General features: G+C 51.5%; 20 protein-coding genes. 8 read left to right on the top strand and 12 right to left on the bottom strand.

Annotation, left to right across the window (positions count from 1 at the left end; all coding sequences use genetic code 11):
* The first annotated feature begins 123 nt into the window (after positions 1-123).
* Genes ACTL32_RS04765 through ACTL32_RS04750 form a run of 4 tightly spaced genes read left to right on the top strand, consistent with a single transcriptional unit; the run spans position 124 to position 4347 of the window.
* A complete protein-coding gene (locus ACTL32_RS04765) occupies positions 124-879 on the top strand; it encodes a sensor histidine kinase (protein ID WP_441340382.1) in 756 nt (251 codons plus the stop codon).
* A 9-nt stretch (positions 880-888) separates the two neighbouring features.
* Positions 889-1581, top strand: coding sequence for a helix-turn-helix domain-containing protein (locus ACTL32_RS04760; protein ID WP_441340381.1), 693 nt, complete (start codon positions 889-891; stop codon positions 1579-1581).
* Complete coding sequence (locus ACTL32_RS04755) at positions 1578-2921, top strand: sodium:solute symporter family transporter (RefSeq protein ID WP_441340380.1); 1344 nt, start codon at positions 1578-1580, stop codon at positions 2919-2921. The genes ACTL32_RS04760 and ACTL32_RS04755 overlap by 4 nt, the downstream gene beginning before the upstream one ends.
* The gene (locus ACTL32_RS04750; RefSeq protein ID WP_441340379.1) at positions 2908-4347 is read left to right on the top strand and encodes a cytosine permease; all 1440 of its coding nucleotides are present in this window, start codon (positions 2908-2910) and stop codon (positions 4345-4347) included. Before ACTL32_RS04755 ends, ACTL32_RS04750 begins: the two co-directional genes overlap by 14 nt.
* A 255-nt stretch (positions 4348-4602) precedes the next feature.
* Here ACTL32_RS04750 and ACTL32_RS04745 read toward each other — a convergent pair whose 3' ends face one another.
* From ACTL32_RS04745 to ACTL32_RS04730, 4 genes are all read right to left on the bottom strand, one after another.
* A complete protein-coding gene (locus tag ACTL32_RS04745; RefSeq protein WP_441340378.1) occupies positions 4603-5817 on the bottom strand; it encodes an amidohydrolase in 1215 nt (404 codons plus the stop codon).
* Positions 5818-5898: 81 nt separating this feature from the next.
* Complete coding sequence (locus tag ACTL32_RS04740) at positions 5899-7413, bottom strand: glutathione ABC transporter substrate-binding protein (RefSeq protein ID WP_441340681.1); 1515 nt, start codon at positions 7411-7413, stop codon at positions 5899-5901.
* A gap of 112 nt (positions 7414-7525) precedes the next feature.
* Complete coding sequence (locus ACTL32_RS04735; protein ID WP_441340377.1) at positions 7526-9046, bottom strand: amidohydrolase family protein; 1521 nt, start codon at positions 9044-9046, stop codon at positions 7526-7528.
* Entirely contained in the window at positions 9043-10557 is a 1515-nt protein-coding gene (locus ACTL32_RS04730) for an amidohydrolase family protein (RefSeq protein WP_441340376.1), read from the bottom strand. Before ACTL32_RS04730 ends, ACTL32_RS04735 begins: the two co-directional genes overlap by 4 nt.
* Positions 10558-11146: 589 nt before the next feature.
* Between ACTL32_RS04730 and ACTL32_RS04725 the strand changes: the two genes are divergently transcribed.
* From ACTL32_RS04725 to ACTL32_RS04715, 3 genes are all read left to right on the top strand, one after another.
* Complete coding sequence (locus tag ACTL32_RS04725; protein ID WP_441340375.1) at positions 11147-12214, top strand: extracellular solute-binding protein; 1068 nt, start codon at positions 11147-11149, stop codon at positions 12212-12214.
* Positions 12215-12287: 73 nt separating this feature from the next.
* The gene (locus ACTL32_RS04720) at positions 12288-13919 is read left to right on the top strand and encodes an ABC transporter permease (protein WP_441340374.1); all 1632 of its coding nucleotides are present in this window, start codon (positions 12288-12290) and stop codon (positions 13917-13919) included.
* 2 nt (positions 13920-13921) lie between these two features.
* Entirely contained in the window at positions 13922-14665 is a 744-nt protein-coding gene (locus ACTL32_RS04715; protein WP_204891576.1) for an ABC transporter ATP-binding protein, read from the top strand.
* Positions 14666-14746: 81 nt separating this feature from the next.
* Here the strand turns inward: ACTL32_RS04715 and ACTL32_RS04710 are convergent, their stop codons facing one another.
* Genes ACTL32_RS04710 through ACTL32_RS04695 form a run of 4 tightly spaced genes read right to left on the bottom strand, consistent with a single transcriptional unit; the run spans position 14747 to position 19509 of the window.
* Positions 14747-16366 carry a M20/M25/M40 family metallo-hydrolase gene (locus tag ACTL32_RS04710; protein WP_441340373.1) on the bottom strand — a complete coding sequence of 540 codons (1620 nt, stop codon included), beginning with the start codon at positions 16364-16366 and terminating at the stop codon, positions 14747-14749.
* Between the two features lie 13 nt (positions 16367-16379).
* A complete protein-coding gene (locus ACTL32_RS04705; protein ID WP_441340372.1) occupies positions 16380-17804 on the bottom strand; it encodes an amino acid permease in 1425 nt (474 codons plus the stop codon).
* A gap of 45 nt (positions 17805-17849) precedes the next feature.
* Positions 17850-18611, bottom strand: a complete 762-nt coding sequence (locus tag ACTL32_RS04700) for a dimethylarginine dimethylaminohydrolase family protein (RefSeq protein WP_441340371.1) — start codon at positions 18609-18611, stop codon at positions 17850-17852.
* Positions 18604-19509 carry a dimethylarginine dimethylaminohydrolase family protein gene (locus ACTL32_RS04695; protein WP_441340370.1) on the bottom strand — a complete coding sequence of 302 codons (906 nt, stop codon included), beginning with the start codon at positions 19507-19509 and terminating at the stop codon, positions 18604-18606. The genes ACTL32_RS04700 and ACTL32_RS04695 overlap by 8 nt, the downstream gene beginning before the upstream one ends.
* A gap of 141 nt (positions 19510-19650) precedes the next feature.
* Between ACTL32_RS04695 and ACTL32_RS04690 the strand changes: the two genes are divergently transcribed.
* Positions 19651-20388 carry an IclR family transcriptional regulator gene (locus ACTL32_RS04690; protein ID WP_441340369.1) on the top strand — a complete coding sequence of 246 codons (738 nt, stop codon included), beginning with the start codon at positions 19651-19653 and terminating at the stop codon, positions 20386-20388.
* Positions 20389-20441: 53 nt separating this feature from the next.
* Here ACTL32_RS04690 and ACTL32_RS04685 read toward each other — a convergent pair whose 3' ends face one another.
* The 4 genes from ACTL32_RS04685 to ACTL32_RS04670 all read right to left on the bottom strand — a co-directional run bounded on the left by ACTL32_RS04685 (position 20442) and on the right by ACTL32_RS04670 (position 25012).
* Complete coding sequence (locus ACTL32_RS04685) at positions 20442-20678, bottom strand: hypothetical protein (RefSeq protein ID WP_204891582.1); 237 nt, start codon at positions 20676-20678, stop codon at positions 20442-20444.
* Positions 20679-20787: 109 nt separating this feature from the next.
* On the bottom strand, positions 20788-21327 hold the full coding sequence (locus tag ACTL32_RS04680) for a DUF2179 domain-containing protein (RefSeq protein WP_441340368.1): 540 nt from the start codon (positions 21325-21327) through the stop codon (positions 20788-20790).
* Positions 21328-21356: 29 nt separating this feature from the next.
* A complete protein-coding gene (locus tag ACTL32_RS04675; RefSeq protein ID WP_441340367.1) occupies positions 21357-23402 on the bottom strand; it encodes a CocE/NonD family hydrolase in 2046 nt (681 codons plus the stop codon).
* A complete protein-coding gene (locus ACTL32_RS04670) occupies positions 23402-25012 on the bottom strand; it encodes a BCCT family transporter (protein WP_441340366.1) in 1611 nt (536 codons plus the stop codon). Before ACTL32_RS04670 ends, ACTL32_RS04675 begins: the two co-directional genes overlap by 1 nt.
* Positions 25013-25141: the final 129 nt, after the last annotated feature.

Raw genomic sequence — 25141 nt, 5'->3', positions numbered from 1 at the left:
GTAATATAACTATTGAGCATTTCTGCTTTTCGGGTTAGCTTTAGGTTACAGCGCCCCCGGAACTGGAGTGCTCTCCTTTCATTCATCCGCCCCATATCCAAAAAGCAAGGAGCAGTGCATGAGATGCTGACAATCGAAGCTTTTTCCCTATACATCATGATATGTGTCCTTGCCCCGCTGATCGGCGCCTTTACATTGCTGTTCCTGTTTGTGTTTGAAAAGCGCATCGATTTGATCGAGAAGGAAAAAAACGAAATCGCGCTGGAAAGCGAACTGCAGAAAGCCCGGTACAATCAGCTGAACCAGGAGATACAGCCGCATTTCTTTTTCAATACGATGAACTCGATTCTGAGCCTGGCCCGCCTGGAACGGAAGCAGGAATTGATCCATTCCATCGAAACGTTCTCAAAGCTTCTTAAGCACAAATACAAGACCAATACGACGTTCATCACCATCGAAGAGGAATTGTCCTATGTTCTTTCCTATTTGGAAATCCAGAAAATCCGCTTCCGCGACAGGCTTGACTACCAGATCACGGCTGAACCCGATGTCCAGCAAGCCATCACGCTGCCTTTTCTGATCCAGACGCTCGTTGAAAATGTCTTTAAGCATTCATTCGAGAAAAAAGCCGGAAAAGCCGAGCTTGCCATCCACATCGAAGCGGAGGGCTCCGCACTCCGCATCACCGTCGCTAACAGCCTGCCCAATGAAGGCGAGTCCGTTTCAGCTGACGGAGGCATCGGCCTTTCCAATATTTCGAAAAGGCTCGACCTGCTGTTTCCGGATGAAGAAAAATCCGTCGGCATCTCCCATTCTCCGCATCGCACCAAAGTGGAAGTCGTGTTTCCGCTTGTTTACAAATCTGACCTAAAGGAGTGAGCTTCCGCCGTGAATATTCTGCTTGTCGATGACGAACCGCTGGAATTGGAACAAATGGAGTATTTGATCAACAAGAATTTTCCCATGTGGGAAGTCCACAAAGCACAGGACGCTTCGCAAGCAATGAAAATCCTGAACCAGGTGGACATCTTTCTGGCGTTTTTGGATATCCAGCTGCCAGGCAAGACCGGCCTTGAGCTGGCCAAAGAAATGAAAGCCATCTCCAAAGCCGATATCGTCATGGTCACCGCTTTCCAGAATTTCGAATATGCCCATGCGGCCATTAAAGTGGGCGTTGTGGATTACATCACCAAACCCGTGATCGAAGAGGATCTGGTAAAAGTGCTCAACAATTATTCGCAGCTTATCCGCTATTCAAACCAGATTCAGCAGTCCCTGAAGCTGATTCACCAGAATTACGAGGAGAAGATTACGCTCAATTACCTGGCTTCGAAGATCCATATCAATCCGGCTTATTTAAGCCGCAAATTCCAGGAAGAAGTGGGCGTCGGGTTTTCCGAATACGTCAATCACTACCGGCTGATGATGGCCAAGAAAATGCTGACCGATCAACCTGAGGCAAGCATCGGGGAGATTTCCGAGAAATGCGGGTTCAACAGCCAGCATTACTTCAGCCAGATGTTCCGGAAAGAGACCGGATTGTCCCCCCGGGAATATCGGCTGAAGGAGATCGGCCAGTGAAGAAGAAAAGCTTTGATTTTTACATCCAAGGTGCTGTGCAGCTGGGAATCGCCTTCGGGGTGGTCAGCGTCCTTGCCCGCTGGATCACCGGGAATACGATTCTTTCCTCTCCGGAAACGCTTATCCGCTATGGCTTGATCGGCGGCATCGGCTATGCGTTCATGGGAGGGCTCGCGCTTGTCCTTTTCGGCTTTATCGCCCGCAAAATCGCCTATGCCTTTGCCGGCCGGATGACAATCGGCGATGTGCTGAAAGAGAAGCTGAGTCCGTTCGGCTACTGGTATATGATGACGCTGCTGCTAATCATGGGCGTATATTCGCTCTTTATCCAGGTGATGGGCGCCGGGCTGCTGCTGTATATGCTGTTCCCGATTCCGCTCGCCATCGGCATGGTGTTCTTCCTTGCCCTCTTGTACTTGGTTGGCGGCATCGGCGGCCTATACCGCATCCATCAGCTGGCGGGGATCAGCGTCATCCTGATTTTCGGCACCATCATCCTCATTCCTGTCTATTCGTATATGCAGCAAGGAGTGACGGTCATTTTCGAAGGCATCCAACTGTACCATCCCTACTTGCTGTTTACGAAAAACCAGGAATCCCTGTGGTTCATCTTTACAGGGTTGCTAGTGTTTTCCGGGCAGATGCTGACGGATCGGGCGACATGGCAGCGTGTGTTCATCATCAAAAAAGAAAAGGTCAAAATGGCGTTCGTGCTGACCGGCATGATCTGGTTCACGATTCCGATCGCCATCACCTCGCTCTTTTTGCTGGCCATTTCCGGGCGCACGTTTGAAAACACCTATTCGCTCATTTTCGAATTGGTCAGTATCCTGGAATCGAACGCATTGATTTTTGTATTCATCCTGTTCTGCTTCGCAGCGGTCCTGTCAGCCGCCAGTTCGGAATTGCATTCGCTGAATTCCCTTTTCATCCGCAATGTCGCCGGTGAGTTCCGCGAATTGTCGACCCAACAGCAGTTCAAGTACAAGAATGTTTTCTCGCTGGGGCTGATTGCCATCCTATTTTTGGCAGCCCTTCTCCTGACGCCCTATCCGCTGCAATTGCTGTTCTTTTTCGGCAATATTTACAGTTCCATGATTTTCGCCATCCTTTATATCGTCTTCAGCAAAGGCCGGGAGACGCTTGCGCCGGTCCTGTCGTCGTTTGTCGGAATCGCGTCCGGTTTCGCCTCCTATCCATTCACTACGTATTTCGAATCCGTTTGGGTCAGCTTTCTGCTTTCCGGCATTGTCTGCGGGATTTTCATCATTAAAAAAGCTGTCCGAAACCGATTCCGCAAAAGCCTGAAATTGGAGGATCCGCCGTATGACACAAAATAATGTTTTGCCTAAAAATCCCCCTTCCATCAACCTGGATCTGCTCCCGACCGGGCCGGAAAACCGGACGTGGAGTTTCAGCCATTACTTTTCGGTATGGATGGGTTCAGTCCATAACATCCCTTCCTACGTCACGATCGGAGGATTTTTTGCGCTCGGCCTCTCCACCGGCCAGGTTTTCGCTGTCATCGCGTGTGCAGCCCTGCTGGTCGCCATCCTGCTCGTCCTGAACGGCCACGCCGGCAATAAATACGGCATCCCGTTCTCCATCCTCCTGCGTGCCAGCTACGGCGGCAAAGGGGCTATCCTTCCGGGCTTTTTCCGCGGCATCGTGGCGGGCATCATGTGGTTCGGCCTCCAGACCTATGCCGGCAGCATTGCCGTCTCCATCTTTATCGGCACGTTTTTTCCTGGCTTTCTGACAATGGGCGGCAATTTCGATTTTTTAGGCCTCAGTTTACCCAGCCTGCTGTCGTTCGTGCTTTTCTGGCTCATCAACATCCTCTTTATCTTCGCTGACGTCAATACGCTCGGGAAATTGACGAAAACGGTAACGGTCCTTGTGTTTATCGTGTTCGGCGGAATGTCCGTCTGGTCCATCCAGTTGGCGGGCGGCATCGCCCCGATTCTCGCGTTCGAACCTGCGGGCAGCAGGAATGTCAGCCTCTTCCTGCTGATTTCCTGCGTATCCGCAATTGTCGCCACATGGGTGGCACCGATTTTGAGCGTTTCGGATATCACCCGCTATTCGCGTTCGGACCGCGCCCATTCGACCGGCCAGTTCGCCGGGATTGCGGCCACCTATCTGCTGTTCGCGCTTGCCAGCATCTCGATCATTATCGGTTCTGAAATTGCTTTTGGCGTACCGGTCTGGAACGTCCTCGAAGTGGTCGATAAATTCGATAGCGTCTTCGCGGTCATCCTTTCTCTGACGACACTTGCACTTGCCACTTTGTCCGTGAATATCGTCGGGAACGTCATCCCGGCAGCCAATCAATTGACCTCGTTGTTCCCCGACAAATTGAATTTCAAAAAAAGCGCGTTTGCCGTTGCCGCCATCGGGGTTGTGCTGCTGCCCTGGAAGCTTATGGAGAACGCCACAAGCATTTTCGCATTTCTTAATCTGGTCGGGGCGCTGTTGAGTCCGGTGATCGGCGTGATGCTGATCCATTATTATTTCATCTCCAAAAAAATGATTGATCTGGACACGGTCTATGGCCTCCCCGGAAAGCAGCCCGCCGCCTCTTTCCAGGTACCAGCTCTGCTCGCCACTGTTCTGGCAGGCGGATTGAGCTTGCTCGGCAGCCGCATTGATGCCCTTGAAGTGTTCTATACAATGTCCTCGCTTTTGGGAATCGCCGTTTCTGCCGTTCTGTATATCAGTTTCTATTGGGTCCAAACCGTTTTTATCCAAAAACAGCTCAAATAAAAAAAGGCTGTCTAAAAAGCCCAAAACGAAAAAGCCAGAGGAGAAAAAGCAATGCTTTTCTCATCTGACTTTCTCTTTATCCTATAATGGCTGTTGGGAATGGAGGCGGCGAGTGCAAACATTGTGCTCCTGTCCCTGCATCGCTGCGCTAGCTTCGGGACATGAAAAACCGTTGCAGTGCTGCGCACTTCGTCGCAAGCCCGCGGAAAGCGTCCGCCGCAATGGACAACAGCCTTTTTGGACAGCGCCTTTTCTTTATTTCAATTCGCCTGCAACGAGGGTGCCTTTATGGAAAACCGCTTTCCGCTGCGAGCGTCTGGCGACCGTTTCAGCGGAACACGTCGCATCGACCAACACGAAATTGGCGCGGTCTCCTTCCACCGGCCACACCTGCTCGCCGTCCTTCGTCAGCGGCGTCAGGCCATCCGTGATAAACCGAAGTGATTGCGAAAGCGACAATTCATCGGTCCACCGGCTCATCTCGACCAATCTTCCGAGCCGCTCCAGCACATCCCCGTTCCCCGTCGGCCACCAGGAATCGAAGATATTGTCATTGCCAAGCGCTACGTTGACACCGACTTCATCCAGCAAGGCGACCGGCGGCACGTTCCGACCGACCGGCAAGCTTGAGATGATCGATACGCCTGCTTCTTTCAATAACAGCGCCACCTCTTTTGCTTCCTGGGGCGACACGTCCCCTAGCCCGAATGCATGGCTGACCGCCACTTTCCCTTGCCAGCCCGCCTCTTCTGTGAGGGCTGCCAGCCGCTTCATGGTGAAGGTGCCGAGATGTCCCGGGTCGTGAAGGTGCAAGTCGATCCCCGCACCGCCTTCGACCGCGATGTCCATCAGTTCGACGAGCGACGCTTCGATGTTCAGATCAACTGTTGCCGGATCGACTGCTCCGACAAGGCCTGCGCCGTTTCGCACCGCTTCTCTCATCAGGGCGGGCGTGTTGCCGCGAAGAAGCCCGTGCTGGGCAAACGCCACGATTTCCGAATCCACTTTATGCGTGTAATTTGCCAACGCCGACTGGACGCCTTCAAGATTGCTCAGTCCTGCTTCCGGATAAATGTCGACATGGGTTCTGACGGCAGTCGATCCATGGGACAGCAGGACATCCAGCAGATTTTCCGCCCTTTTTTCCGTAGGGGTGCCGATTTCGGAAAGGATATTCTTTTCGATGGTGCTCCTTTCGATGACGGATTTTGCCGGGATGCATGCGCGCCGCGGCTCTCCCATATACGTTTTATCTAGGTGCACATGTTTTTCTGCAAAAGGCGGCAAAGCGAGCAGCCCATTGCCTTCCACCGTTTCCCCTTCTTCTGCAAGCGGCTTTTCCGCATCCATGATTTCCGTGATGAACCCGTCGCTGATTTTCAGATGGACGGTCTTTGTCTCTGTTGCCAGGACCCGGCCATTTTCTCTGGTGTAGCCCGTTTCCAATAAAATGTTCTTTAATACATACATCTTCATGCCTCCCATTTCTCCACTTTGCCTTCATTATACAAAACAAAAGGGCTACCCTTTCGGATATCCCTTTCATTCCGATCATTTGATGGATACGTTGTTGATTTCCAAGTAGCCGGATGGGCTGATGGCGAAGCCGCTGACGTCTTTGGACATCGCCGCTACGTTCTCAATCACGCGCACCGGGATATAAACAGCTTCTTCCATTTGAATTTCCTGTGCTTTGGCATACAATTCGATGCGCTTTTCCGAATCCGATTCAATACGTGCTTCCTCGATCAGCTTGTCCACATCGGGATTGCTGTAGAAGGAGGTATTGCCGCTGCCGCCTTTTGAGCTCGAATGCATGAGATTGTACTGGTTATAATCAGCATCTCCCGTGGCATTCCGCCAGCTGATGATGAACATTTCCGTATTGCCTGAGCTTGTGGTATCGACAAATGTCCCGTATTCCATGACTTCAATGTTCACTTTAATACCGATGCCTTTCAGCTGGGACTGGACCACTTCCGCCAAGCTGATTCGTTCTTTGCTGTCCATCGTTGTCAGTTTGATTTCTAGGCCGTCCGAGTAGCCGGCTTCGGCGAGCAGCCGCTTGGCTTCTTGAAGGTTATATTCATAAGTTTCCAGCCCTTCGTGGTAGCCGAAAACTTTCGAACCTAACAGCGAATTCGCTTCCCCTCCGATATTGTTGTAGACGCCTTTTCGGATGGCATCCATCTGGATTGCGTGGGATACCGCTTTTCTAACTCTGACATCGTTGAACGGCTCTTTTTCGACGTTAAACGTGATGTATTCTGTCCCGAAACCTTCGCTTTGATAAACTTCGGAATTCTGTGAAGCGTTGACGGCATCAAATTGGGAGATGGACAACGGCTCGGCAATATGGGCTTCACCCGTTTCAACCATCGACGTGCGCGTCGCTTCTTCCGGCACTACTTTGAATTCCACTTTACCTACTTTTGCTGGCGTTCCCCAGTAGCTTTCGTTTTTCACTAAGACAATTTCTTGTCCAGGCGTCCAGGATTCAAAGACAAACGGTCCTGTGCCATTCGGTTCCTGGATCACTTCCGCGCCGAACTCTTCGATTGTTTTCGGATTGATGATGCCCCCTTCGTGGCTGGCCAAAATCGAGAGGAGCGGTGAATAAGGTTGGGATAATAGGAATTGGACCGTATAGTCATCGATGACTTTCACTTCATCCACCATAGCCAAGACACCGGCCCGCGGCGATCCGACTTCCGGATCCAATAGACGGTCGAAGGTCGCTTTCACCGCTTCGGCAGTGAAATCCGTTCCGTCATGGAAGGTGACGTCCTGGCGCAGCTTGAATTCCCATGTCGTGTCATCCAGCTGTTCCCAGCTTTCTGCCAAAAGCGGCTGCAGTTCCGCATTTTTGTCACGGCCGACCAGGCCTTCGTAGATTTTTCCGTGCGTGACACTTGCTGCGTTGATGGTCGACATGAACTGGTGATCCAAGTTTTCCGCATCAGACAGCCTGGCGATGATCAGCGTATCTTCCGCGCCTGCGGCTTTTGCTTCGCCGTCTTCTGTCGATGCCGCTTTTTCTCCGATTGAACAGCCCGCCATAAACATAATGATCAATGCCAGAACAAGTCCATTTCTTATCCGTATCAATTTCCCCACATTGCTTCCCCCTCGAGTTTCGATTTTTTTGCTGGTTTCATTATAAAAAATATTCTGATAATTAAGTTTCACTTTCTTTACTTACTTTTACATAATCTTTACGTGAATCATTTTCGAGTGAATCAACCAGGGGGAAGGATGGATTGAACAGCGCTTGCTCCGGCAATTTCTGGTAATCCCTTTCAAGATATGCACGCTTCATCTTTTCAAAATAGCCCTGTCCTTTGCGTTGAATTTCCTTCAAATCAACGTTTGGAATCTGCTGGTCCCGCATGACGATCCTTCCATTGATGATGGACAGTTTGACGTCCCTGCCGGAACCGCTCATGATTATCGTGCGGATCGGGTCATCGGTTGTCCCCATATGATAGCCATCCAAATCCACTGCGATGATGTCCGCTTTTGCTCCTGGCGCCAAGCGGCCCAGATCGTCTCTTCCCAAAAACTTTGCGCCGCCAAGCGTCGCAGCCCGGAAGAAATCGGCGAATGTGGAATCTTCCACCTTTTTTTCATGCAAGCGGGAAATCATGCTTCCTGTGCGGATGTTCTGGAACATATCGGGAGGGAATGTATCGGTTCCGATGGCCAAGTTGACGCCGGAACGTTGGTATTTCGCAAATGATTCCAAGCCGCCCGAGTGCCTACCCATGATAAGCGGACAATGGATGACGGTCGTTTCTGTGTCCGCCAATATGCCGATGTCATCTCCTTCTCCTGCCATCGCTTCACTGTAGCCGGCGATGAAATGCGCGTGCGGAATTCCAGTTTTTGGCCCCAAAAACCCTAACTTGCCTAAAAACTGAATCGGAGTTACGCCATATTTATCGACAATTGTATGATATTCAAAGCTTCCTTGCGCAGCATGGAGCTTGATCGGCACATCCAATTGCTCGCTATAGGTTTTTGTCTGCTTCAAGCTTTCTTCCGTCTGGCATTCCACCCGCTCCGGCGCGAGCATGCCTTTGATGAGGCCATCGTACGCACCGTCAAATTCCTCTATGAACTGAACGGCTCGCTCCAGCCCTTTTCTGCCCGCTTCCTCATCCCATACCAACCGGATCTCGCCATCCGGCTGAACAGCACGCATTCCGGACTGATAGCTCGGCCCCAAATACGTTCTGAGTCCCAGTTCCCCTGCATGGTGGGCTGCCGCCGCCAACTCGTCATAGGTTTCTGCCCATTTCTTATAGAAGACAGACGTAATCGGCATGGCAGTCGTGATGCCGTTTAAGATCAATTGTGTATAGGCGTACAGCGATTTGAACGCCTCTTCTTCAGCCATCATGGCTTCATGCGGCCCCTGATCCATGTACGCCTGCGACCATAATAGATTTTTCGACTTTTCGGCATCCGCTTCAATATGGAGGATGTCATGGTCGATGTCTCCCAATGCATTCAAATCAATGAATCCCGGGCTTAGCACAGCGTTTCCGCAGTCAATCGTTTCATCTACTTGCCCTGCGTACGCTTTCCCGACATAAATGATGGAATCTCCTTCGTAGACAACTTCCGCGTCCCTCAAGAGAACATGATCCCCTCCGTCATACCCTATAACATAGCTGCTTTTCAGTTTCGTCTTCATAGCCCTTCCTCCTCGGTGATCGTAAAATGATAATCCGTTTCATCAAATCGTTTCTCGTCGACATATGCCCGTGTGTGCCCCCAGAAATAATCGGTAGGCGCCATGTACTTTTCCAAACCGGCGCGTTCAATGGTTTCAAGCGCCACTGCATTCGCTTCTTCGATAATGCGGTTTTCATCCACTGCCGCCGTCTTTCTTTCTTCCATTAAAACTTTCCCATCGACAATGACATGATTGACATCCCCTCCAACCGCCTGATGGACCAGGCGGTGGACGTGCATAGTTTCCGGGGTCAGGTGCGCCTGCTTCATGTTTACAGTGATAAGATCCGCCTTTTTCCCGACTTCAATCGAACCGAGTTCATCGTCCCACCCGACGCATTTAGCAGCATCAATGGTGACCATTTCCAACAGCTTCCCTGGCGGCAAATAATGCTCATCCCGCATGGCAGCCTGATGGATCAGCTGAGTTTTCCGCATCGCTTGGAACAGGTCGAAGCTCGTCGATGGAGAAGTCCCGTCTGTTGAAATGGCAACAGTCGCGCCAAGTTCGATCAATTCCACAATCGGCGTTCTTGCGCTGATTTGGGTGACGCTCGGGCTGGTGCTGACATTCGTCCCGGTATCGGCGAGAATCTTTGCTTCATCAAATGAAATGCCGCGGCAATGCTGCAAGTGGACATCCGGCCCAAGCAAGGCATAGTCTTTGTCCTGGATCGCCATATGGATCATCCCGCCAAAAGCATCCGAGTGGATCCTCGTTTCGTGTTTTCTTGCAATTTCCCGGATTTTACGCGCCTGGTAGCGGTCGTGATCAGTCAGCCAATGCAGCCTCGAAGGCGGCGTAGGTCCCGAACCTTCAATGGACGTGACAATGACAAACGGCGTAATGAACGCCCTCGTCCGGTCATCGTTCGCATGATGCAGCGCTTCGATGACCGCTTCCGCCCCTTTCAGGACGTCCTCGTAGTCGACTTCCTTCGTAATTCTCCTGCCGTCTTTCCAGCGGCTATAAAGCTTCGGCCAAACGGGATTTGCCGGACCCGTGCAGACAATCTCGCGGATGCCGACCTCGTTATAGGCTTTTGCATGATTCAACGCGAAAATAGGGTCATCCGACCTCGGCGTGGAGCCAATAACGGAGACGCCCGTGGTGATGCCGGCTTTCAGCCGTTCAAGCGCTGAAATCTTTCCTTCGTAATACCAGAAGTCATCCGTAACGTAATGGTTGTATGTATTGGTCATGATGGGCATCCATTGCTCCAGGTTCTCCATAGCAATCGTTTTGAACATGGAGTGTCCGCCATGCCCATGGACATCAATCAGACCAGGCAATACACAATGATGGCTGCAATCAATTATCTGCTGCACTTCGTATTTCTCCATTAATTCCGCAGAGCTTCCCACTTCCAAAACCCTGCTTTCATGGACCGCTACTGCTCCCCCGTAGATGATCCGGCGGCTGGGATCCATCGTTATTACCGTTCCATGCACCAAAAGCAAATCAATCATCGTTTCCCTCCTCTTCAATCGCTGTATGCCGTTGTTGATTATTCAGTATAAAGAATGGGGTGTAATATTAATTGCGCAAATAATACAACTTTTTAAACTATTTATACCTTTTTCTAATTTATCCACCCCAACACAAAAAAGGCCTCCCATTAAGGAAGGCCTTCTGATTTGAAGGGGTCGTGCCGGAATTGAATATGGAATGCAACGGCCATACGTGCGGCGGCTCGCGTATCCGGCACCGCCGCGTTTCTGTAACCGCTGCATTTCTCTCTCTATACCCGATTCCGGCATTTGAAACCTTTTTGGTTCAAGAATTTTACGCCACCGGGTACAAGAAGGGGCTTGATGCTTTTTAATGAATTTTAATGGAATTATACTTTATTTCAGCGTTTTTTGCCTGTTTTCATTCTTTACAGTGGAAAGCCCTATTCTCCTTCGAAGGTCTTAAGGCCCATTCTCGTTGCTCAACTTCGAAACAAAATATAAAATTTTTAATAGTGTTCACCAAATGCGGTTGACTTTCTCAATTGCGTCCCTATAATTGAGATTGAGAACAGTTTTCAATTACATAGCAAAGGGAGAATCAATGATGAAAAAACTTTTTTATCTTTTAATAGCATTCGTGCTTCTGGTCTTGACGGCTTGCGGAAGCGATACGGCATCCGAACCGGCTGCTACAGAAGCACCGGAAGAATCAACTGAAAGCAAAGAAGTCAATCTCTATACGGCCCGCCATTACGATGTGGATGATGAACTATATAAGAAATTCGAAGAAGAAACTGGCATCAAAGTGAACCTGATCAAAGGCGAAGCGGACGAACTGCTTGAACGCATCAAACGCGAAGGGGACGGCACCGAAGCCGACTTATTCCTGACTGCAGATGCCGGACGCCTGTTCCGTGCAAAAGATGACGGCTTGCTGCAAGCTGTTTCAAGTGAAACGCTGGACAAACAGATTCCGGAAAACTACCGCGATACCGACCAGATGTGGTACGGTTTGACGAAACGTGCACGCGTCCTTGTCTACAACAAAGAAACTGTGAAACCTGAAGACTTGTCAACTTACGAAGCGTTGACGGAAGACCAATGGAACGGGCGTGTGTTGATCCGCAGCTCCGAAAATGTTTACAACCAGTCGCTGCTTGCGTCATTCATTGAAATCGATGGCGAGGAAAAAGCGAAAGAATGGGCAGCCGGCCTTGTGAAGAACTTTGCCCGCGACCCTGAAGGCGGAGACCGCGACCAGGCGAAAGCGATTGCTGCCGGTGTCGGCGATGTCGCTGTCATGAACAGCTACTATTTCGGCCAGATGCTGAATTCCGAAGATCCTGCAGAAGTCGAAGTGGCTGAAGGGCTTGGCCTGTTCTTCCCGAACCAAGAAACAACTGGAACACACGTCAATGTCAGCGGTGCCGGCGTTGTCAAATCATCGAAAAACAAAGAAAATGCCATCAAATTGCTTGAATTCCTTTCTGCACCTGAAGCTCAGGGAACATTCGCAGAAGCCAACTATGAATATCCGGTAAACGAAGAAGTCGAACCTTCCGAGCTGCTGAAATCATGGGGCGAATTCAAGGAACAGGATATTCCGTTGTCCACTCTTGGAGAGCACAACGCGAAATCAATCTTGATCTTCAATGAAGTCGGCTGGAAATAAACAATAAGCAATCCCCTTGCTGCGTGTCTTCGCGGCAAGGGATTTCTTGCGATTGGAAGGGAGAAACTAAGACATGCAAAGAAGAATGGCGAACATCAATATGTGGACAATCGGCGCCCTCGCCATCATTGCCGCACTGTTCTTGCCGAATCTGACGATTGTATCGGGCTTGTTCACTCCCTCCAATGAAAACTGGGAGCACATGAAGGAATTCGTTCTGGTTTCATTTATTAAGAACTCCTTGATCCTTGTCACGGCGACCGCGGCTTCAACGATTTTTATCGGGCTGAGCCTCGCCTGGCTGATTGCCCAGTACGAGTTCCCTTTCCGGCGGTTTTTGAAATGGGCGTTAATCCTGCCCCTGTCCATCCCGCCGTTTATCGGCGCTTATACGTACCACGGCATCGTCAATTACACCGGCGTGGTGCAGACAACGCTGCGGGAGCGTTTCGGGATGGCGCTGGATCCGGCGTTCTTTGACATTATGAACTTGCCGGGTGCTATTTTCATCTACACGGTGTTCCTGTATCCTTACGTCTATACCATTACGCAGGTTTTCCTGTCGCAGCAATCCGCTTCCCTGATCGAAAGCACACGGCTCCTCGGCAAAGGCCCTTGGCGCACGTTCTTCCAGGTGGTGGTTCCGATATCCCGGATTTCGATCATCGCCGGCGCCAGCCTGGTGGTCCTCGAAGTGCTGAACGATTACGGCGTGGTGAAATACTACGGCATCCAGACATTCACAACGGCGATCTTCCAGACCTGGTTCGGTTTGGGCGACATCGAATCGTCAATCAAGCTCGCCGCATCACTGATGGGCTTTGTCATCATCATCCTGCTGATCGAGAAAGTGCTGCGCGGCAGACGCCAGTACAGCTATTCCACTACGAAAGTCCGGCCTTTGCCGCTGATCCGGCTGAAAGGCTGGAAAGCATTCGCCGCTACCGGCTATGGCCTGACGGTCTTGTCGCTCGGGTTCTTCATCCCGATCATCCAATTGGTCGACTGGACGATCCTGACATTCGGCACCATTCCGGCAGATGATTTTCTTTCCTATATTAGGAACTCCGTCTTTGTGGCCGGATTCAGCGCCGCCGCAATCATCGTCTTTGCGTTGATCGTCGGCAATTTCGCCCGCATGGTCCGGGGACGGGCTGCGAAGCTCCTGCCAAAGCTGACCGTGCTCGGCTACTCGATTCCCGGTGCAGTCATCGCGGTAGCGGTCGTCACGGCCTTCATCGCTTTGGACGGGTTCCTGGCGCCACTCTACCGAATGGCCGGGCTCGATACGACGCTCGTCCTCAGCGTCAGCATCGTCCTTCTCATGTCGGCTTACATCATCCGTTTTTTCGCCATTGGCTACAGTTCCATTGAGACCGGCTACGACAAAATCGGCACCAACTTCCGGGATGCTTCCCGCCTGCTCGGTGCCGGCCTGACGAAAACCTTCTTTAAAGTGGACATGCCGATGATGAAAGGCGCCATCGCCAGCGGTTTCATCCTGGTGTTTATCGATGTGCTGAAGGAAATCCCGCTGACGTTGATCCTGCGCCCATTCAATTTCGATACGCTTTCCACGAAAGCATTCCAATACGCCAGCGATGAAAAGATCATGGAGGCTTCCCAGTCTTCGCTCTTGATCGTCGGCATCAGCGCGTTAGCCATTATCGTATTCTATAAGTTTCTGGAAAAGGAGTCGGATTAATTATGTTTGTATCGATTGAAAACTTATGTTTTTCGTACCCGAACGCAAAAACCGCCGCACTCGACAACTTCTCTTTGCAGATTGAAAAAGGCGAAGTCATTTCCATCCTTGGCCGCAGCGGCAGCGGAAAAAGCACCGTCCTGCGCTTGCTTGCCGGATTGGAAATGCCGGCTGCCGGCAAAGTGGCCATCCAGGAACAGGTCCTCTTCGACGACCGGACATTCCTGCAGCCTGAAAAGCGCGGCATCGGCATGGTGTTCCAGGATTATGCCCTGTTTCCACACATGACCGTTGCCGAGAACATTTTCTTCGGACTATTCCGCATGAAAAAAGCGGAAAAGAAGAAGCGCCTTCAGGAAGTGCTCGAATTGGTTGAATTGGAGGGCTACGAGAAGCGCTATCCGCATCAATTGAGCGGCGGGCAGCAGCAGCGGGTGGCAATCGCCCGTGCGCTCGCCCCGAACCCCCACCTTCTGCTGCTTGATGAACCGTTCAGCAATCTGGACGCGGAATTGCAGGAGAAGATCCGCAAGGAACTGCGGGACATCTTGAAAAAAGCCGACATCACGTCCATCTTTGTGACGCATGACGAAAAAGATGCCCACATCCTGGCAGACCGGATCGTCAAGATCAAAGACGGCTGCACCGATTTCATCGGCCGCCCGTGCGATCTGCTCGACGTTTACCGCCAGGAAGCGAAAGCAGCCCAAGCTGAGAGTGAAACAAAGGAATTAGTGCAAATCTAAAAGAGCAAAAGAGCTGCCGGGAACCTCCCGGCAGCTCTTTTTTCATTTCCAGTCCATCCTTGCGGGTTGTCCTTGGAATCCTTAGACGGTTTCAACCACTTGTTTGCAAAGGTTCTTCATCAGGCTCTCCAGCAGATACGGTGTGTGGACAAAGGCGCTATCCATATGCAGCCGCTCTGTATACTGGTGAGCGTCTTTCCCGAACGGCCCGACGTTCAATACCGGCGCCTGCAGCTGCAGCATGTCCGAAAACGGAATGCTGTAGGTTTTTCCCCAGACCGGCGTGTTGCGCTCATAGGAGTTCCAGCCTTCTCCGCTGTCTTGGTAATTCACGTAGCTCAGATCGCAGAGTCCGTTAAAATAATGGATCTGCTCCACTTCGATGCCGATTTCACCGGCTGCCCTTTTCACGGTGGCCACACATTCCTCAATCAGCGGATCTTCCGAAGAGTTGACTGCCGGGTAATAAGGCGGTGCGAACAGCAGAACGATGGCAGGCGCCAATTCATGGCATTGAATCATCAATTTATCAGCGATGCGGAGGGATTTTTCGCGTTCGTCCCAACCTGTATGCTGCAGAACTTCGGCCTTGAGGCCGCTGACAAACGCCGATCCGCGTTTGTTTTCTGCATACGCCAGCAATTCCTCATAGCGCAGAACCCGAACCTCGCCGATGCCGTGTATGCCTTCCCGCTTGCAGAGCTCGCCATATGCCGTATTGCACAACAAGGCAGCCTGCTTTGCGGCTTGTTCAAACAGCACCATCACTTCTGCGGCATTGCGCTTCATGAGGAAGATGTTATAAAGTGCGGTGCCCCGGTAAGGCGTTTGGGTCGAATACTGCGCCTTCAAATCTTTCTGCTGGAGCGAGACCGGCAGCGGCGTGCTTTCACCGAAAGCCGTTTCGTGGAACAGCTCGCTCCATTCCATCGCCTGGGTCAGATACGAAGCGATGTAATTTGCGGTCATTCCCTTCAGCGGTTCTCCGACATGCGTTTCTTTCCCGTAGAACAAAGCAGCGGGCATGATTTTACCGAGCGTCCCTGAATAGATGTAATGCTTCTCGTCACCCGGCTTCTGGGAAAAGGCCGGTTCGCTGTTGAAGAACATTTTATACGTCAGCCCATGCAGGTTGCGCAGTTTCACCAGTTCTTCGACGGCTGCACGCATGCCAGCCGAATTGACTTCTTCATCCGGCACTGTAAGCAGAACCAGGTTGAGCGGCCACTGTTCCACGCTCGCCCGTTCAATGAGCGCCATGTGCAGCGCCAAGCCCATTTTCATGTCCATCGTGCCGCGGCCGAAAAGATAATCCCCCGATTCCAGGTCCAGACGCGCCTCTTTAGGCAATTCACTCTTTCGGCTATGCAGCATACGCGTCAGCTCTTCCGGGCGACAGGACAGCAGTTCAAGATCTCCGTATTCTTCCGTTTGTACCGTATCGAAATGGCTGATGAGGACAATGGTGTCGGCTGCTTCCGAATGCGTATAAAGCGCCATCAGCAAATTCCTTCCAGCGTCCGCTTCATGAACTGCCAAAAGCTCAGGATGTTGCTGGAAATACTGAAGGCCAAACAGCTTTTCCCTGACTTTATAGGGGAATTCTTTTTCCCCTTCCGTCAATGTCCGGCTCTCCCAGCTGACCAGCTCACACAACAGCGATTTCAACGATGCAGGCGTCCCCCACAACAATCTTTCCATTCCCATTTCCTCCTTATTTGACCGGTTCCGCTTCCACTTCTACTTCGGATGGGGCACCATTCACTTTTTCCAATTTCACTTTGTAGAACACCATGCAGGCAACGAAGAATCCGATGCCGTACAGCAAGCCAATTCGCTGCGTTGGATCGAAAGCCAAAAACCCGAGGATCAGCAGACAGAAGGCTATGCAGAAAATCGGCACGAACGGATAGAATGGAACCTTGAATTTAAGGTCCTCCGTCTTTCCGCCCGCCTTGATATACCGGTAGCGGAACATCAGCTGCGAGGCGGCGATGCCCATCCAGGAAATCGTGACGGAAATCCCCGCAATGGACATCAGGAGGATAAATACGGTATCTGCCTGCATGACACTCGTCAATAGCGACAGCAATGAAAACGACATCGTGAAAATCAACGCCATAAGCGGAACCTTCCGTTTGGTCAGCGTACTGAAAATCCGGGGCGCCATGCCTTCATTGGCCATGGCCCACAGAAGTCGGGTTGAAGCATATAAACAAGAATTCCCCACTGACAAGATCGCTGTCAGAATGACAAAGTTCATGATGCCTGCGGCATACGGGATGCCTGCCACTTCCATGAGCGTGACAAACGGGCTTGCAAGCAGGCCGAGTTCTGACGCTGGGAAGATTGCGGACAGAATAATAATGGAAGCGATATAGAAGACAATGATCCGGAAAAGGATATTGCGTATAGCTCTCGGGATGTTCTTTTCCGGGTTTTCCGTCTCCCCTGCAGCGATTCCAACAAGTTCCGAGCCTTGATAAGAAAAAATGACATTCATCATGGTCACGAAGATGATTGCGATGCCAGCCGGGAACAGCCCTTTCGGAGCCAGGTTCTCCATGAACGGCGCTGGGCGGTCAGCCAACGGAATAAAACCGAATATCGCCATTGCCCCGATGCCGATAAACAGCAGAAGCGCTACCACTTTGATACCGGCGAACCAGAACTCCGCTTCGGCAAAACCTCTTGTCGTCAGCGCATTCAGGAAGAACAGGAGGACTACAAATACAGCGCACCATATCCAGATCGGCGTTTCCGGAAACCAATATTTCATCAGGATGCCGGCAGCGGTGAACTCAACTCCTGCCGTGGCGGCGGATCCCACAAAGTACATCCAGCCCAGCGAAAAACCTGCTGATGGGCTAATGTATTTTGAAGCATAGACCTGGAAAGAACCGGTGACCGGCATATGGACAGCCAGTTCCCCGAGGCACACCATGACCATGTACAAAATCAACCCGCCAATCAAATAGCCGATTAATGCGCCTCCGGCTCCCGATTGGTTGATTGTATACCCTACATTCAAAAACAATCCGGTCCCGATAACGCCTCCAAGTGACAGCATGAACAGGTGGCGGCTTTTCATGGAACGGTTCAACTGATTCGCAGCAGGCACTTCCGGTGTTTTAATCATTTACATTCCCCTTCCCCAATGTTTTCTTGCACCCCTTATTGATTCTTAAAACCGCAGCGACAAGCAGCTCAGGCCGCCGTCATGCTTCTGGAATTCAGACATTTCAAGTTCGATGGTCTTCAATCCGCGTTCGGCAAGTTTGCGTTTCGTCTCATTAAAGCCTTTTGGAATGATGACGAAATCATTCACTTTGATGCAATTCGCAGAGTATTCGTCTGCATCCGGAATTTCCACTTTTTCATACTCGGAAAAATCGGGATGATCCAAAAATTCTCCTGCCGCGGCAATCGTATTGTCCCCAAGATAAGCGATGCCTGTTTTCAGATGGAAAAACTCCTGCAGCTCCACAATCGTTGCTGTATACCCTTCCGTTTCGGCAATGTTCTTGAACTGCTCAGCGCCTTCACGGTTCGTTCGTTCTGAAATGCCAACATAGAAATGCTTGTCCACTTGCAGGACATCTCCTCCGTCAAGCGTTCCAGGCAGCGTAATGTAATGGAATTTGGAATAGAAATTTTTCAGCACCGCTTCGATTTCCTCTTTTTCACCGTTGCGGCTTTCCGCTCCCGGATTAGTGATGATGGCGAATTCCGGCGTCACGACCGCTGCATCTTCAACGAACGTCGAATCGGGATATTCCTCGCTTTCGGCCAAGTGCGTCACTTCGACGCCGCATGCTTTCAGCGCTTCGACATATGCCGCATGCTGTTCAAGCAGCCGCCCATAATCCGGTTTTCCAAGATCCGAAGTGGTCAATCCATTTACGTAGCTTTTCCCTGGTGTTTTTACAATGACATTCTTAAACATGCGTCAATCCCCTTTTCTCTTTTATTGGCACTCTTACCGCCGGACTTGTCAGACATGTCGGCCCGCCGGTTCCTTTGATGCTGATTTCTTCCCCATTGTATTCGTATACCGTCGCCCCTGCCTGTTCCAATTGCTGTTTGGTGGAGTCATTCCCTGCCACCATGATGCAGACGCGCGGGGCAACCGCGAGCACATTGCAGCCAAGAAGGTCGTATTCCGCTTTCGGCACTTCGATGAGTTTTATCTCCCGCGACAGCAGCAGTTTCCTGAAAGCGACCGGCATCAGAGGCGAGTAGACGACTGCCAGGTCTTTATCGACCAGGCTGATGAATGACATCAGATGAAGGCATTCTTCCTCGCCATCTGCATGCGGCAGCTGGACTTCAATAAATTCATCAACGAGGTGCGCTGTCATGTTCTTGATTTGGCGGATTGCTTCTGCATTGGTCCGGTAACCGTTTCCAACAGCCAGCACCCGGTCATCCAGCCAGACGATGTCTCCGCCATCTGCTGTCGCCCCGCCCGTCAGTTCCCCGATCACCGGTATCCCTTTCTCCTCGAGGAACTTCTTATAAACTTCCGCTTCCGGCTGGCGCAGTGCCTTTCCGGATTTCAGGATGATTGCCCCGTCCGGTGTGAATTTGACCGGATCGTGCGCATAGATGGAATCCATGCTGACGGCATCCGACTTAGGCAGGTAATCGATGGTTGTTACGTGCTGCTCCAGAAGCGCGATGAACGCTGCGTATTCTTTCCGTGCCTCTACGAAATCGGGTTCTGAAAGGTAATTGACCTTTCGCCATTCTTTTTCAATGTGCTCCTGACTGATGAATGCATCCGCCGGGTCCTTGACAATCACCCGCTCCAGCGGCTCAAACATTGATGAGTTATATTTCATTGCCATCCTCCTTTTCCACAATGCGGAAAACTATTCCATAATGCGAAAACATATTTTTAGTAATATAAAATAGCCGTGTTATAATGTCAATAAGTTTTAAATGTTCCAACAACTTTATTTTTCAAAGGATAGGTGTGAATTATGCAGTCAATCGACCGGGCTATGGGAATTGTGAAATTATTGGTGGCGAATGCTTCTGAAGAAGGCCTCTCCATCACGGAACTCGCCAACGAATGTGGGCTTCCCGTGAGTTCGATGCACCGCATCTTAAAAGCGATGGCGGTCCACGGAATGATCGAGCAGGATGAAAGAACGAAGCGCTACAACCTCGGCAACATCTGGCTTGAATATGGTCTGCATATGTACGATACAATCGACTATGTCAGCACGATCCGGCCTGAATTGGTGCGGCTCGCGGAACTGACCGGAGAAAGCGTCTACCTGAGCCAGCCCATGGGAAATGAGGCGCTGATCACTGAGCGCATCGACAATGAGAACCACGCCATTCGGGTTTATGACAAGCTCGGCTCCCGGATTCCGATGCATATCGGAGCCGCCAATAAATCGATGCTTGCCTTCATGCCGAATGGCGATGTAAAGAAGATCCTCAATGCATTTATTGCCAAAGAAGACCAAGCCGCTTTCCGCCAGCTGCTGGAGCAGATACGGGAACAGCGCTATGCAATCAGCCACAGTGAACGGACGGAAGGAACCTCTTCTGTCGGCGTACCGATCCTGAACCGGTTCGGCAAGGTGCAGGGAGCCCTCAGCATTGGTGTTGTCAGCTACACACTTACAGATGAACGGCTCGATTATTTGATTGATCAAGCGAAAGAGACGGGCGATCGAATTTCCGTTAAACTTGGCTACAGAGCCTGATTTTTTCCCAATAGAAAAGAGCATTCCGGAAAATCGGAATGCTCTTTTTGCTTTTATTCTTCCTCTGCAACTTCCAGGATTTTAATCGTCTTGAAGCCAAGGATCACTTTAAAGCGCAGCCCCCAGTTTGCGGAGACAACTTCCAGCTCGGAATCGGTGACTGTGAAATGGAGCACGGTATCCTGCTCGTAATCCACCAGGATATAGTCGTTGGCGTTGGAGAACAGTTTGAAAGATTTGTCCGCAATCAATGTCCAGCCGTGTTTCAGGCCGTGGCTTTTCGTTCCCATACCTGCACCCCCTGAAGATTCCAAACGGCGAACGATTTCCGTCCCGTTTCATCCATTATAGCGGCTCGGCAATGAAAAAAGCAGGCGCAATTGCGCCCGCTTCGAAATTTTAAGCTCTTCTGCCGATCCAGCCGGTGGATTTGATGGGGTTTGTCAGGAATCCTCCGTTATACCGGTTCGGTTCATAAGAGATGATGAACGCTTTTGGGCATTTCCCGGTTACAAGATCACGCAGCTTCTTCTCATTTTTCCGCTTGGCCAATACTTTCATGCACATCCGCATTCCGTCTTTTCCTTCAGCGGGCCATGCAGTGACGCCGTAGCCTTTCTCGCGGATCAGCGCGGGCAAGCTGGATTCATGGGCATCTACGATGATGTCGAATACGATATAACCAAGCGCCATGCGGTTTTCAATAATTCCGCCAAGATAGACCCCAAGCCCCCAGCCGGCACAATAAGCGGCAATGTTCAATGGATCATCCAAATTATCAAGCACGATCGTCAATCCCATCAAATAGATGAACACTTCGATCATGGACAGGAAGGATGCCGTTTTCCGGTAGCCCTTGATGACCAGGATCAGCCGCAGGGTGAACAGCGTCATATACGAGACATTAATAATGATGATGAGAAAAAAGATGGAATTCACAGGGTCACCTGCCTATCTCCAAAATGGCCTCAATTGAAATCGCGTTCAACTTCAAAATTACGGGTGGTATCGTAAACCACCAAATCGCCTTCCAAAGCTCTGAGTTGGCTAGAGACATAGAACTTCCTTTCGTCCGCCTTCATGGTGCTCGTCGATTCCAGGCGGGTCTGCCATTCTCCACGGCCGACTGTCAGGGTCCAGTCGCACTGGACGGAAGCAGACAGCGGATCGCCTTTTGTGATGCGATAGATATTTTGATTCGTGCTGCCGTATTCAAGGCCGTTTGCCGGCAGGCGCCGGCAGCCTTCATCCGAAAAGTCATCCAGGATCCATTCGTTCGTCACGGTGTTGTGGCGGATTTCACGGGTACGGCCGGATTCGCGCAGCACTTCCCGCTCCATGACTGCTGCCGTTTCCGGACGTTCGAACGGAACAATCTCCGCTTCTTCCGTGGTGTTTGTGTAATCCGGCAGAATGAGCCGCGTATCTGCATCCTTCACCACCGTGAGTTCCGCTTCTTCCGGCGTTGGCCACATATGCGGCCAGTAGACGGGCGACAATGAAACTTGCAGCCTGTGGCCTTTCGGCAGTTTATAGCCGATCGCATCCAGCTCCACTGTCACGATGAACTCTTCCCCCACCGGCACATCTTCCGGGAATTCATGGCTGTTCCGGTGCGTGAGGTTCAGCTGTCCCCAGGAAATCAATTTCGACGTTCCGGCAGGCGACAAATCGCTTAGACGCACGGCAAGGTTTGCCCGTTTGCTGCTGCTTAGGAGTTTCGCCTGCAATTTCGGGAAACCGAGGATTGCCAGCTCTTCCACCAGCGGTTCGCTTGTAAACGTGTTCGACAGCCCGTTTTCGATTCCCTGGTCAGAAGGCATATCCCCTTCCTGGCCGAACGGACAGAATACGCCGGCGTAAAGCCCGTGGTGCTGATGGGTCATTAATGTTTCTGTCCCATGTCCCGGCTCTTCTGACAGCTGCTGGCTGGCGAGGTAGTAGGCCTTTTCCTGCACATTCGGGCTCGGCCAGCTGTTTTCCAGCACCCACTCGCCCGGACGGACATGGTAATCGGTCTTCGGCGGCACGGCATCCTGCAGCCACACGCGAAGGACCGGCTCGTCCATGATGCCGGTTTCCTCTTCTTTCAGCCACTGATCCCACCAGCGGAGGCATTCCTGCAAAAAGCCGATTTGCGGCCCGGGAACGGCGACTTCCGGATATTCATGCGCCCACGGCCCGATCAGCCCCTTCTTCGGCCCTTTCAAGTTCTGGATCATGCGGAACACGGCATTGGTATAGCCATCCGCCCAGCCGCCCACGGCATAGACCGGAATTTTGATGGCACTGTAATCCTCACATACCGAGCCGTGCTTCCAGTACTCGTCCCTGCGCTGATGGCGCATCCACTCTTCAACAAATGGTGGCGTTTTTTCCAGCCGCTCGAGCCAGTTTTCGCGCCACGCGCCCCCGACATGTGCCGGGTCGGCCGGCCGTGCATTATAGACGAGCATCGTGGACGCCCACCACAGCATATCGGATGCCAGCAGGGCACCGCCTTTATAATGCACGTCGTCTGCATAGCGGTCATCGGTCGAGCATAGCGTGATGATCGCTTTCAGTGCCGGATGCTGCAGCGCGGCAACCTGGAGGCCGTTGAACCCGCCCCACGATTTGCCGATCATTCCCACCGAGCCGGTTGCCCAGTCCTGCTTACCGATCCAGTCGAGCACTTCGAGTGCATCGTCCTGCTCCTGTTTGGCGTACTCGTCTGTCAGGATGCCTTCGGAATCGCCGCATCCGCGCATGTCCACCCGCACGCTCGCATAGCCGTGGCCCGCAAAATACGGATGGCGGATCGAATCCCGGAGCGCAGTGAACTCATTTTTGCGGTAAGGCAGGTATTCCAGGATGGCCGGAACCGGATGGGCGGTTGCCCCTTTCGGAATCCACAGCTTCGCAGACAGGCGCGTGCCATCGGACATCGGGATCCAGATGTGGTCCGTCACTTCCACTTCATGCGGAAATTCCCTCCTCGTGCCGCGTGTGCTTTCCCGTACGTTAAAAACCATTATTCCTTCACCTCTTTAGCTTGTCTCAGAACCACTTTTGATGCGTTTTTCTCTCTTCCTTCTGCGCTAGTGTGCCGGATTTCCTGCACTTCTGCCGGCTCGCGTGCAGGCACTTCCGGATAATCCTGCTTCAGCCATCTGAGCAGCGACAGCGTCAGAAGGACATAGAGGACAATGACCGGCACCGAGACGATGACGGACGAAGTCTGGATGACTTTCAGCCCGCCGATCATCAACAGCGAAATCGCCAGTACCGCCAGCACTGCTCCCCACAGCATCCGGTGCCAGCGCGCCGGTTCCTGTTCCCCGACCAATTCTTTGGTGGCGATGGCCGATAGGATATAAGTGGCCGAATCGAGCGACGTCGCCAGGAAGATGAAAGCGAGCACCGCGAAGAACGGCATCACCAAAAAGCTGAGCGGAATCGTTTTCAGAACCTCGACGATGGCCGCCGGACCGCCGCTGCTATTGAGTATTTCCACGACATTCAATTGATTGGTCAACTGCAGGTTCAGTGTATAGCCGCCGAATATGCCGAAGTAAATCCAGCTTCCGAGCGAACCCCATAACAGGATGTGGATGATCAGTTCGCGGATGGTGCGGCCTCTGGAGATGCGCGCTACAAACAACCCGATGAACGGCGCCGTCGCAGCAAACCAGGCCCAATAGAAAACGGTCCATGCCTGCGGGAATCCGCCTTTGGCGACCGGATCTGTCGAAAAGCTCATCATGGCAAAATTCTGCAGCATCAACCCGAAACTATTTGTGAAATTTGAAAGGATAAACAAAGTCGGACCAGCTAACAGCACAAACAGCGCTAAGCCCAAAGCCAGGTAGACGTTCCAGTCGCTCAGCTTCCGGATGCCTTTGTACAAGCCCATGTAAGCGCTGGCACTGTAGATGACGGTCCAGATAACAATGATGATGATGCTCAGCTGCAGCGATTGCTGGACACCGAAGATTTCGCCGATGACTGCAGAAACCATCGGAACGCCCAGTCCAAGAGAAGTCCCGAGACCGCCCACAAGGCTCCAAATCACCAGGATATCAATAATTTTGCCGACTGGGCCGTCTGCATGCCTGCCCAAAATGCCACGGCACGCTGTGCTGATTTTCAGCGAGCGGTTTTTCTTCACAAAAAAGGAATACGCAATCGTCACAGTCGGCAGTGCATAAAGCGACCAGGCGGAAATCCCCCAATGGAACATGCCGTATGCAACAGCCCATTCCGCGGCTTGACCGCTGTTCGGCTCTATGCCGAATGGCGGCCCCATATAGTAATACATTGGCTCCATCATTGACCAGAACATGATGCTCGTTCCCATGCCTGCACAAAACAGCATGGCGCCCCAGCTGAATGTGGAAAACTCCGGCGCTTCTTCCCCCAAGCGCACTTTGCCGTAACGGCTGAAGACCAGCCAGATCAGCAGGATGAACAAGCCGAACGTCAGGAATTGAAACGTCCAGTCCAGATTGTAAGTGATGCCTGTCATCATTTTGTTCAGTACCGGTTCAGCGGAATCCTGAAAAATGACCAGCGTCAGAGTTGCTACAACGATGACGCTCAACGATAACCAAAATACCAGTGGATCAATCTTTACTTTCCCCATGAATACTCCCCTTTTGAATTCTCCCCAATAGTAATCAAAGTTATTTTATAATCATGATTACTTTTGTTGTTAAATAGGGTATCATGAGACTATAATAATAATCAATGTATTTTCAAAATATTTTAATTT

It is taken from the genome of Planococcus sp. FY231025 (assembly GCF_052078085.1).
In the GTDB taxonomy this organism is placed as follows: Bacteria; Bacillota; Bacilli; order Bacillales_A; family Planococcaceae; genus Planococcus.
The sequence above is the reverse complement of the archived record's forward strand: the minus strand, read 5'-3'. Positions and strand labels throughout refer to the sequence as shown.